We start from the raw sequence: 11,327 nt of genomic DNA, 5'->3' as shown, positions 1-11,327 counted from the left end.
AGCACGGGGAGCGAACGAGAGCGCAGAAACCACCGCCCCCGTCGCGCCCCCGATCACGGTTCGACGCTTCATCATGTCTCCCGGTTATCGTGCCATCACTAAGAGGTGCCGCGATAGAGCAAATGCGACTTCCGTTGCTCGGAAAACGCATCCAATTCCTCGGCCCAGATCGCGGGGAGCTCTTCGGCGTCCGCGCCCGCCTCGATCGCCAGGCGCACCGCCTGGTTGCCCGTGAGCTTGTCCAGCCAGAACGATTGCCCGCCGTCCTGGGACCGCCATCCGTGCTCGGGGAAGGCCCGCCGCTGCTCCACGATCATCGTCAGCGCCGTCTGGATCGGGTCGAAGCGCCGCCGGTCGGTCACCTGGAGCTCGGTGCCACCGCAGACCTGCCCGGTCCACTTCGAGAAGCTCGGCGTGAAGTACGCCTCCCGGAACCGCGTCCCCGGTAGGCCCTGCACCGCCTCGGTCCACGTGTGGTCGATGCCCGGCGCGCCGAGCAGCTCGAACGGCTTGGTGGTGCCGCGGCCCTCCGACAGAGCCGAGGCCTCGAACAGGCACGTCCCCGGATACGCCACCGCGGTGTCCACAGTGGGCATGTTCGGAGAGGGCGCGACCCACGGGAGCCCGGTCTCCTCGAAGTACATCGAGCGCTTCCAGCCCTCCATCTTCACCACGGTCAGGTCCGCCTCGGTCTCGACGAACTCGTGGTTGAACAGGGTCGCCAGCTCGCCCACGGTCATCCCGTGGCGCTGCGCGATCGGCTTGAGCCCCACGAACGTGGCGTGCTCGGGGTGGAGCACCGGCCCGCTCGCGGACTGGCCCGTCACCGGGTTCGGCCGGTCGAGCACCACGAACCGCAGCCCGAGCTGCCCGGCCGCTTCGAGGGCCAGGTACATCGTCCAGATGTAGGTGTAGAACCGCGAGCCCACGTCCTGGATGTCGAACACGATCGTCTCGACCCCGGCCTCGGCGAACAGCTCGGCCATCCGGTCCTTGTCGTTGTACGCGTTGTACACCGGCAGGCCGGTCTTCGGGTCGATGAAGTAGTCCTCGCCCTCCCCGGCCTGCGACACGCCCCGGAAGCCGTGCTCGGGGCCGAACACGGCCACCACGTCGACCTTCCCGCTGGCGTGCATGAGGTCCACTTCGTGGCTCAGGTCCGGCAGCACCCCGGTCGGGTTGGAGATCACCCCGACCCGCTGCCCCGCGAGGGCGGCGAAGTTCTGCTTGGCCAGGACCTCGATCCCGGGTTTGACGCGGCGTCCGCCGCCGTTGCCGTGTGCCTGGGCCGGGAGCGCCACGCCGGCCGCGAGCGCGGTCCCCGCTATGGCACTGCCCAGGAGTCTTCTGCGCTGCATGGGATCGCCCTTCAGTAGGTGAGGCCGTGACCGAACGCGAACAGGACTTCGTCGGGGTCGTCGGCGCTGGGCACGTCGACCGGGAGCTTTCCCTGCGGCGCGAGTGAACCGACCACGGCGCCGACCGCCGACTGGAGAGCGTCGGCCGCGTACGAGTAGGTCGCCAGGTAGGCGTTCACCTCATCGGTGAAGTACGCGATGTCGTAGGGGTTCCTGACCCCCAGCGCCACGAGCGGCACCCCGGTGGCCGCGAGTGCGCGCACCAGCTCGGCCTGCGCCGGATTGTCGGCGACCCCGTTGGTGGACACCACGATCAGTCCCTGGCCCTCGGCGGCGGCCACGGCGGCCTCGATCTGCGCCGGGGTCGGGGCGAGCCCGGTGACCAGTGTGGACGGGGTCCAGCCGCGCGCGGTGAACTCGTCGGCGATCGTCACCGCAGTGGCCTCGCCCCAGCCGGTGACGAGCACGTGCCCGCCGTCGGTGGCCATCGGCAGCGTCCCGTCGTTGGTCACCAGCGTCACCGAGGTGTCGCTGATCGCCTGCGCCGCTTCGAGGTGCTCGGGGATGCCCACGATCCCGGCCACCTCGTCGGGGTCGGCGTACGGGTCGTCGAAGAGCCCGAGCCGGTACTTCAGGTCCAGGACCCGCGTCACGGACTGGTCGATGCGCCGCTTGGTGATCTCGCCTTCGGCCACCGCGGTGAGCACCGCGTTGTACGCCAGGTCGATGTCCATCGGCATGAGCAGCACGTCGGCCCCGGCGAGCAGTGCCAGGACCGGGACGCGGTCGTCGCCGTAGCCTTCCCTCACGCCCTCCATCTGGAGCGAGTCGGTGATGACCAGCCCGTCGTAGCCCAGCTCCTCGCGCAGGAGCCCGGTGAGGATCGGCTGCGACAGCGTCGCGGGCGTGAGCGATTCGTCCAGCGCCGGGAACTGGATGTGCGCGGTCATCACCACGTCCACGCCGGACGCGATGGCCGCGCGGAACGGCGGAGCGTCGATCGCCTGCCACTCCTCGAAGGTGTGGTCGATGCGGGGGAGTGAGTGGTGGCTGTCGTCCTCGGTGTTGCCGTGCCCGGGGAAGTGCTTCACGGCCGAGGCGAGGTCGCCCCTCTCCTGGTAGCCCTCGACCTGCGCGGCCACGAAAGCGGCCACGTGCTCGGCGTCGGACCCGAAGGACCGCACCCCGATCACGGGGTTGGCGGGGTTGACGTTGACGTCGGCGTCGGGCGCGAAGTTCTGGTTCAGGCCCATCGCGCGCAGCTCCTGGCCGGCGATGACGGCCGCGGCGCGCGCGGACTCGGGGTCGTGGGTCGCGCCCAGCGCCATCGCGCCCGGCAGCTGCGTCGCGGGCGGCCCGATCCGGGTCACCAAGCCGTGCTCCTGGTCGGTGGCGATGATGAGCGGGGTCCCGCAGCGGCCGGTGGCCGCGTCCTGGAGCCCGTTGGAGAGCGCGGTGATCTGGTCGGGGTCGGCGACGTTGTTCGACCACGCGAAGTAGATGATGCCGCCGAGCTTGTACTTGTCGATGAGCTGCGCGGCGTTGTCGACGCCGTGCGCGGCCCGGTTGTTCGCCACGTCGGTGGCGTCGGTGGAGGTGGCGCTCTGCCCGTACGCGTAGGTGGTGAAGAGCTGGCCGACCTTCTCCTCCAGGCTCATGGCCTTGAGGCGGCGCTTGACGAACCGGCGGCGGTGGGCCGCGTCGCTGCGTCCGGGCCCGGCCTGTGCGGCCCCTGAGGTGGCGACGGCGGCCGCGGCGCCCACGGCGGTCCCGAGGGCGACGCCGAGCACGGTCCGGCGGGGATGGGTCTCCATTGAACGGACTCCAGTCTGAGCGGGAAACGGGGATGGGGGTCCTGTTTGGAAAGGTGCGCTGTGACCGGGTTTCACCCGACTCGCTCATCCTGGCAGAAACTTTCATGTGAAGGCAAGACTACGGAGAGAATTTTCGCGGCGGGTTTCGCGCCCGCCGCGCCCCTGTGGCCTCACCTGTCACGCATCCCGTTGCCCCGCAACGGAGTCGTCCATCCCGCGCCGAGGCTCAGCGGAGCGCGGGTTCCTCGAATTGCAGCGTCCCCGCGTCCGCGTCGAGGTGCGCGGTGAGCCCGAGCGGGATCGTGAGCGAGGGCGCGCGGTGCCCGAACCCGAACTCCTCGACGACCGGGATCCCGAGCCCGCCGAGCTGGTCGAGCATCACCTCGCGCACCCCTTCGTACGGCCCGCAGTCGACCCACGAGCCGAGCACGACCCCGGCGAGCTCGTCGAACCAGCCCGATCGCCGCAGCTGCGTCATGGCCCGGTCGATGCGGTAGGGCTCCTCGCCGATGTCCTCGAGCAGCAGCAGCCCGCCCGCGAGGTCCGACCGGTGCTCGGGCGTCCCGATCCCCGACGACAGCAGCGTCACCGTCCCGCCCAGCGTCACCCCGGTGGCGGTGCCGCCCACCAGGGTCCGAGCCGTCCCCGAAGCGAGCTTCTGGACCCGCTCGGGCTCGAACAGGGTCTGGCGCAGGTGCTCCTGCATCCAGGCGTCCTCGCAGAACTTCGACCAGGTGGGCATCGGGCCGTGGATCGAGGACGCGCCCAAGCGGATCGCGACCGCCTCGTGCATCGCCGTGACGTCGCTGAAGCCCACGAAGGCCTTCGGCCCGGCCGCGCGCATCCGGTCCCAGTCGACCAGGTCGAGCATCCGCTGCGCGCCGTAGCCGCCGCGCGTGGCGATCACGGCCGCGAACGAAGGGTCGCACCACGCCTCGGTGAAGTCGGCCGCGCGGTCCTCGTCGCGCCCGGCCAGGAACGAGTGCACGTCCCTGGCGTGCGGCATGAACACCGGCTCCAAGCCCCAGGACCGCAGCACGGACGCCCCGGACTCATAGCCCGCGGCCGGGGCCGGACTCGCGGGGGAGACGAGCGCGACCCGGTCCCCGGGGACGAGCCGGCGGGGGCGCTCCAGCGGTGCGAGGCTCACGTGTGCAGCTCCAGATCGAAGTCGGGGCCCTCGAAACCGAAGACCCGCGCGTACAGCGCGTGCTCGGCGAGCACGGCGTCCTTGACCGTCTCGGCCCGCCGGAACCCGTGCTGCTCGCCCTCGTACGTGCGGTACGCGTGCAGCACCCCCAGGCCTTCGATCCGCTCCAGCAGGCTCTCGGCCTGCGCGGGCGGGCAGATCTCGTCTTCGAGGCCCTGCAACAGCAGGAACGGGGCCCGGATCCGCTCGGCGTTGTCCACAGGGGACCGCAGCTTCGACCGCTCCACGATCACGTCAGGGGTCCCCACGAGCGAGTACACGTATTGCGACTCGAAGTCGTGCGTGTCGTCGACCCGCCAGCCCGCGAGGTCGAGGATCGGGTACTTGACCACCGCGCACGCGTACACGCCTTCGGCGGCCTTCGAGGTGAGCGACGCCGCCGAGGTCCAGCCCCCGGCGCTGCCGCCGCGGATCGCGAGCCGCTTCGGATCGGCCGTGCCCTCGTCGGCCAGCGCCCGCGCCACGGCCGCGCAGTCCTCGACGTCGACCACGCCCCACCGCTCGCGCAGCCGGTTGCGGTACTCGCGCCCGTACCCGGTCGAGCCGCCGTAGTTGACCTCGGCGACCCCGATCCCGCGCGAGGTGAAGTAGGCCAGCTCCACATCGAGCACCGACCGCACATGGCTGGTCGGCCCGCCGTGGACCCACACCACATAGGGCGGCAGTTCCCCTTCGGGCCCTTCATGATCGGGACTTTGCGGCGCGTAGACGTGCGCGTGGATCTCGCGCCCGTCAGGGCCGGTGAAGGTCCGGTGCTCAGGTTCGGGATAGTACGCGGGGTCGACTTTGTCCTCGTGCGCCGAGGCCACGACCTTCGCGGTGTCGGCCACCGAGTCGTACTCGACGAGCTCGTATCCGCTCTTCGGCCCGGCCGCCATGCCGTACACGCGGTCACCCACGGCCACCAGCTCGGCGGTCCAGTCGCTCCACGCCTCGGCGACGCGACCCAGGCGCCGCTCCCAGCCGTCGAAGATCCCCAGGCGGCTCTCGCCCCTGCCGTGGACGGCAGCCACGTCGCCGCTGGCGAGCACCTGGAACCACCGGGCCCCCAGCGACCACAGCGGACCGGCGAACTCGGCCTCGGCCCGGTGCAGCACCTCGGTCTCGCGGCTGTCGGGGTCGACCCAGTGCAGGTTCCACCAGCCGCTGCGGTCCCCCGCGTAGATGATCGAGTTGTCGCGGGCCCATTCGACCTGCGCGATCGACTCGCCATCGCCCCCGGCCACGGTGCGCGCGTCGGCGAAGTCCCCGGCCTCGGTGACCTCGGCGGTGCGCAGTTCGGTCTCGTCCCAAGGCATGTGCGGGTGGTTCCACGCGATCCACGCCACCCGCGAGCCGTCGGCGTTGCGCTTGGGCCCGGTCAGGAACCGGTACGAGTCGTCGGTCAACTCGCGCACCGCGCCCCGATCGGACGCGGCCGAGCCGTCCAGCGGCACCGCCGCGAGGACCCGCCGCACGTCGGTGGGCCGGTCCCCGGTGGACTCCTCCAGGACCGCCCACACCTCGCCGAACTCCTCGGCCACCACGGGTTCGCACCAGCGCAGCCCCGCGGGCGTGGCCGCCTCGGGCGTCAGCGGCACCGGCTCCTTGCCCGCGTCGGGCTCGAACCGGTACATCCGCTGGTCGTCGAAGTTGGTGAACACCACGAGCGGGCCGCGTTCGGCGATGACGCCGGTCCAGGCGGTCCCGCCGTACTCGTGGACGCGATTGCGGGCGTTCCACGGCGCGGGGAGCACCGTCTCGACCTCGCCGCCCTCGCGGCGGCGCACCAGCGCCCGCCGCCCGCCCTCAGTCGGGCGCGGCTCGGTCCACCACAGCTCGCCGCCCACCGCGCCGAGCTGCCCCGGCCTGCCGTCGGAGGCCGCCACCATGTCCAAGGTGATCGGGGACCGCCAAGCGCCGTAAGGGGTCTGCACCACTGTCGGTTCTCCTCGCTCGTGTCACGCGTTGCGCAGGAAGTGGTCCAGGACCCGCAGCCCGAAGGCGAGGCCCTCGACGGGAACCCGCTCGTCCACCCCGTGGGCCAGCGTGCCGTACCCGAATTCGGGCCCCAACCCCAGGGGTGAGAAACCGTACCCCGTGATGCCCAGGCGCGAGAACTGCTTCGCGTCGGTCCCGCCGGACATGCAGATCGGGATCGGATGCCCCTCGGGATCGAACTCGCCGATCGCGGCCCGCATGGCCGCGAACGTCGCCGAGTCCACCGGGGCGGTCAACGGCTCGGTCCGGTGCTGGTAGTCCCACCGCACGTCCGGCCCGCACAGGGCATCCATCGTGGCCTTGAACTCGGCCTCGCCACCCGGCACCACCCGTCCGTCCACTTCTGCCCGCGCGTGCTCGGGGATCACGTTCACCTTGTACCCCGCCGAAAGCACCGTCGGGTTCGCGCTGTTGCGCAGTGTGGAGACCACCAGCTGCGAGGCCGGGCCGAGTCTCTCGACCAGCGCGTCCACGTCCTCCAGATCCGGCTCGACCCCGTAGAGGGCCGCCAATTCGGTGAGCGCGGCCCGCACCGTGGGCGTGATCCGCACCGGCCACTCGTGCGCGCCGATCCGCGCGATCGCCCCGGCGAGCTTGCTGACCGCGTTGTCCGGGTTGGCCTTCGAGCCGTGACCGGCCCGGCCCCGCGCGCTCAATTCCAGCCACGCCGTGCCCCGCTCGCCCGCCCCGATCGGGTAGATCCGCCTGCCGTCCCCGCCGTGGAAGGTGAACCCGCCCGACTCCGAGATCCCCTCGGTGCAGCCCGCGAACCGCTCGGCGTGCGCCTCGGCGAGGTACCCCGCCCCGTACTCGGCGCTGGCCTCCTCGTCGGCGGTGAACGCGATGACGATGTCGCGCCGCGGACGGAACCCTTCGCGGGCCCAGGACCCGATGATCGCCAGGACCATCGCGTCCATCGACTTCATGTCGAGCGCGCCGCGGCCCCACAGCATCCCGTCGCGGATCTCCCCGGAGAACGGGTGGACGCTCCAGTCCGCCGCTTCGGCGGGTACGACGTCGAGGTGGCCGTGGACGAGCAGCGCGTCGGCCCCCGGGTCCGTCCCCGCGATCCGGGCGACCACATTGGACCGCTTCGGGGCCTTCTCCAGGATCTCCGGCGCAAGGCCCGCCGCGGCGAGATGCTCGGCCGCGTACTCGGCCGCTTCGCGCTCGTTCCCGTCCCCGCCGCCGTGGTTGGTGGTGTCGATCCGGATCAGCTCCGAAGCGAACCGGACGACCTCCTCGACCGCTTGCGCGTCAACCATACTGCTCCTCCATCGCCGCTGAGGCGATCGTCGTCACGGCCTTGAAGCACCTGATGGCCTCGTACATCGTGGGCGTCTCGAACGCGACGCGCCGCTCGCCCGAGCGGGCCACGCCCGGGATCACCTCGGCCGCGCCGACCAGGTGCTCGGCGTCGAACTCGATCTCGATCCGGTAGGGGCCTTGCCGCACCGGCTCGTGGCGCACCGCCAGGGCCTTCGCCGCCTTCGCGCCCTCGCGGAGGAGCCGCGCGGTGGTCTCCGGCGTCAGGCACCTCGCGGTGTAGCGCGAGACGTAGTGCTTGACGGCCACGCCGACGGCGTCCGGGGCGTACCCGCGGGCGTCCTCGATGGTCTTGTCGTCACCGGTCACCATGATCACCGGGACCCCGTACTCGGCCGCCACGGCGGCGTTGAGCCGCCCCTCGCTGGCGCGGACCCCGTTGAGCCACACCGAGGTCACCGTGTTCGCCAGGTAGGTGTGCGCGAGCACGCCCTCGCTGCCTGCCCCCGCGTGGTAGCCGAGGAACACCACGCCCGCGACCTCCGGGTCCTGCACGCCCTCCATCATCGACAGCTCCTTGTGGCGGCCGGTGATCATCTCCGCCTCCGCGTCGAGCTGCTCCAGCAGCAGGTTCCGCATCGACCAGTGCGCCTCGTTGACCAGCGGCACCACCGCGGTCCCGTCCCGCAGCCCGGCCAGGACCGCGTTCACGTCCCCGGTGAACACCGGCCGCATCCGCTCCCAGCCCGGCGTCCCGGGCAGCACGTCCCCCGGATGCGTCACGGCGGTCGCGCCCTCCATGTCGGCGCTGATGAGAATCTTCACGCCGCGATCCTCGCACGGTCCAAGTGGCAGGCCACCAAGTGCGGCGCGGCCTCCGGGCCGAGCACCGCCGGGTCCTCGCCCTCGCACTCGTGCAGCACCGCGTCGGCCGCACCCGAGGCGACCTCCTGGCAGCGTGGCCGGAACCGGCACCCGAGGGGAATCCTGGACGCGTCCGGCAGCTCCCCGGCCAGCACGATCGGCTCGGGCACGGCCGCCTTCAGCGCGGGCGCGCCCGGCAGGACCGAGACCAGCGCCCGCGTGTACGGGTGCCGCGGCTCGGTGAGCACCTGCTCGACCGGGCCCTGCTCCACGATCCGGCCCAGGTACATGATCGCGATCCGGTCGGCGATGCTCCACGCCAGACCGAGGTCGTGCGTGATCACCAGCGCCCCCAGCCCCGCGTCCTCCTTGAGCCGCAAGAGCAGCGAGAGGATCTCCCCGCGCACCGAGGCGTCCAGCGAGGCTACCGGCTCGTCGGCGATCAGGATGCTCGGCTCCAGCACCAGAGCCCCGGCGATCACCACGCGCTGGCGCTGCCCGCCCGAGAGCTCGTGCGGGTACGCCAGGAAGAACTGCTCGGGCGGGCGCAGCCCGGCCCGCGACAGCGCCTCGGCCACCCGTCCGGGCTCGTCGTCGGTGATCCCGTGGATGCGCAGCCCCTCGGCCACCGCGTCGTACACGGTGTGCCGCGGGTTGAGCGCCCCCGTCGGGTCCTGGAGCACCAGCTGTACCTGCCGCCGGTAGGCCTTGAGCGCCTTGGACGAGTGCCGCAGCGCCTCCCCGCCGAACGCGACCGTCCCGCCCGTCGACTTCTCCAGGCCCAGCAGCGTGCGCGCCAACGTGGTCTTGCCGCAACCGGACTCGCCCGCGAGCGCCACGATCTCGCCGGGGGAGACGTCCAGGTCCACCCCGTCCACGGCCCGCGCGGTTCGCCCGCCCGGCAGCCCGAACTCGACCCGCAGGTCCCGGGCGGTGAGCACCTTGTCCTCAGACTGCAATGGATTCCCCGTCCTGCGCCACGAAGCACGCGCTCAAGCGGCCCGCGCCCACTTCCAAGAGTTGCGGCGCGGCCTCGCCGCACCGCTCCTCGGCCACGGCGCACCGCGGCCGGAACGAACACCCCTCGGGCAGCTTCGCCGGGTTCGGCGGGTCGCCCGCCAGGCCCCCGGGCCGCTTGCGCGAGGCTGGGTCGCCGATCACCGGGAACGCCGCGCCGAGCGCCGCCGAGTACGGGTGCCGCGCTTCGGCGAACACCTCGGCGGCCGGACCCTGCTCCACGATCCGCCCCGCGTACATCACCGCGGCCGTGTCGCACACCGACGACAGCACCGACAGGTCGTGGCTGATCATCATCAGCCCCACCCCGCGCTCGGTCACCAGCCCCGAGATCAGTTGCAGCACTTGGGCCTGCACCATGACGTCGAGTGCGGTGGTGGCCTCGTCGGCGATCACCACGTCCGGGTCGCAGGCCAGGGCCATCGCGATCATGACGCGCTGTCGCTGTCCTCCGGAGAGCTCGTGCGGGAAGCTCCGCGCCCGCGAAGGCGGCAGCCCGACCCGCTCCAACAGCGCCTCGGCCCGCTTTCCGGCTTCTGCGGGCGTGACGTCCTCGTGGACGAGGATCGGCTCGGCCACCTGCCTGCCGATGCGCTGCACCGCGTTCAGCGAGTGCATCGCGCCCTGGAACACGATCGAGGCGCCGGTCCAGCGCACCGCCCGCAGCCGCCCCCAGCCCATCTCCAGCAGGTCCTCGCCGTCGAGCAGGATCGTGCCGGTGACCTCGGCGGTCTTGGGCAGCAGCCGCAGCACCGCCATCGCCAGCGTCGACTTCCCGCACCCCGACTCGCCCGCGATGCCGAGCGTGCGCCCGGCCTCCACTTTCAAGTCCACGCCGCGCACGGCCGGAATGCGCCCGCGCGAGCCGCGGTAGGTCACGCTCAGGTCCTTGAACTCCAGGAGCGTCATCCCCGCTCACCTCGCAGTCTGGGGTTGAACACGGCTTCGAGCGCCCGCCCGCACATCATGAACGCCAGCACCACGACCAGGATCGCCAGGCCCGGCGGCAGCAGGTACCACCACGCGTGCGCCGAGACCGCGCCGTTGCTCGACGCCCGGTTGAGGATCGAACCCCACGAGACCACGTTCGGGTCGCCCAGCCCCAGCCACGCCAGGGAGGACTCCATGAGGATCGCCGAGGGCACCAGCAGCGTCGCCGAGGCGAGCACGAGCGGCAGCACGTTCGGGAGGATGTGCTTGGTCATCTGGTGCCAGTGCCCGGCCCCGAGCGCCTTGGCGCGCTCCAAGTACGGCCGCGACTGCACCGTGAGCGTCTGGGCCCGCACCAGACGCGTGGTGCCCGACCAGGACACCATCGCGATCACCAGGATCGTGGTGGACATGCTGCGCCCCAGCACCGCCAGCAGCGCGATCGCCACCACCAGGCTCGGCAGCACCATGAACCAGTCGGAGATGCGCAGCGCGACCCACCCGTACCAGCCCCCGACGTGCCCGGCGGTCACCCCGACGGTGGTGCCGACCACGATCGCCACGACCGTGGCCGTAAGTCCGATGAGGAGCGACAGGCGCGCGCCCCACAGCGTCAGGGCCAGGATCGAGCGGCCCACCTCGTCGGTGCCGAGCGGGTACCCGGCCGAGGGCGGGGCCATGCGCTCGCCGGTGGCCTGGGTGACCGAGAGCGCCGACTCGTCGATCAGGATCGGGGCGCTGAGCGCGAGGATCACGATGATCCCGAGGAGCACCAGGCCGATCATGCCGGTCCTCTGGCTGCGGTAGGCGTTCCAAGAACGCGTGAAGGACTGCCGCCGCCGCGCCCATCGCAGGGCGCGCGGGGAGACCGCCGTCGTGGTCGTCATG

At 71.8% G+C, this 11,327-nt stretch carries 9 protein-coding genes; all 9 read right to left on the bottom strand.

What is annotated here, in order from left to right:
• Positions 1-98: 98 nt before the first annotated feature.
• The 9 genes from AB0B28_RS10260 to AB0B28_RS10220 all read right to left on the bottom strand — a co-directional run bounded on the left by AB0B28_RS10260 (position 99) and on the right by AB0B28_RS10220 (position 11,326).
• A complete protein-coding gene (locus AB0B28_RS10260; protein ID WP_360119290.1) occupies positions 99-1,358 on the bottom strand; it encodes a DUF1343 domain-containing protein in 1,260 nt (419 codons plus the stop codon).
• Positions 1,359-1,369: 11 nt separating this feature from the next.
• The gene (locus tag AB0B28_RS10255; RefSeq protein WP_360119288.1) at positions 1,370-3,172 is read right to left on the bottom strand and encodes a glycoside hydrolase family 3 N-terminal domain-containing protein; all 1,803 of its coding nucleotides are present in this window, start codon (positions 3,170-3,172) and stop codon (positions 1,370-1,372) included.
• Between the two features lie 226 nt (positions 3,173-3,398).
• Positions 3,399-4,322 (bottom strand): LD-carboxypeptidase, encoded by a 924-nt coding sequence (locus tag AB0B28_RS10250; protein ID WP_360119286.1) that lies wholly within the window; start codon positions 4,320-4,322, stop codon positions 3,399-3,401.
• Positions 4,319-6,253, bottom strand: a complete 1,935-nt coding sequence (locus AB0B28_RS10245; RefSeq protein WP_360119503.1) for a prolyl oligopeptidase family serine peptidase — start codon at positions 6,251-6,253, stop codon at positions 4,319-4,321. Before AB0B28_RS10245 ends, AB0B28_RS10250 begins: the two co-directional genes overlap by 4 nt.
• Positions 6,254-6,322: 69 nt before the next feature.
• Positions 6,323-7,627, bottom strand: a complete 1,305-nt coding sequence (locus tag AB0B28_RS10240) for a M20/M25/M40 family metallo-hydrolase (RefSeq protein ID WP_360119284.1) — start codon at positions 7,625-7,627, stop codon at positions 6,323-6,325.
• Positions 7,620-8,453, bottom strand: a complete 834-nt coding sequence (locus tag AB0B28_RS10235) for a M55 family metallopeptidase (protein WP_360119282.1) — start codon at positions 8,451-8,453, stop codon at positions 7,620-7,622. Before AB0B28_RS10235 ends, AB0B28_RS10240 begins: the two co-directional genes overlap by 8 nt.
• Positions 8,450-9,451, bottom strand: a complete 1,002-nt coding sequence (locus AB0B28_RS10230) for an ABC transporter ATP-binding protein (RefSeq protein WP_360119280.1) — start codon at positions 9,449-9,451, stop codon at positions 8,450-8,452. The genes AB0B28_RS10235 and AB0B28_RS10230 overlap by 4 nt, the downstream gene beginning before the upstream one ends.
• Complete coding sequence (locus tag AB0B28_RS10225) at positions 9,441-10,418, bottom strand: ABC transporter ATP-binding protein (protein WP_360119278.1); 978 nt, start codon at positions 10,416-10,418, stop codon at positions 9,441-9,443. Before AB0B28_RS10225 ends, AB0B28_RS10230 begins: the two co-directional genes overlap by 11 nt.
• A complete protein-coding gene (locus AB0B28_RS10220; RefSeq protein ID WP_360119276.1) occupies positions 10,415-11,326 on the bottom strand; it encodes an ABC transporter permease in 912 nt (303 codons plus the stop codon). The genes AB0B28_RS10225 and AB0B28_RS10220 overlap by 4 nt, the downstream gene beginning before the upstream one ends.
• Between the last annotated feature and the right edge of the window lies 1 nt (position 11,327).

This window comes from Glycomyces sp. NPDC046736, assembly GCF_040645615.1.
GTDB lineage: Bacteria > Actinomycetota > Actinomycetes > Mycobacteriales > Micromonosporaceae > Glycomyces.
Note: the sequence above shows the minus strand (reverse complement) of the source record. Positions and strands in the feature narration are given on the sequence as shown.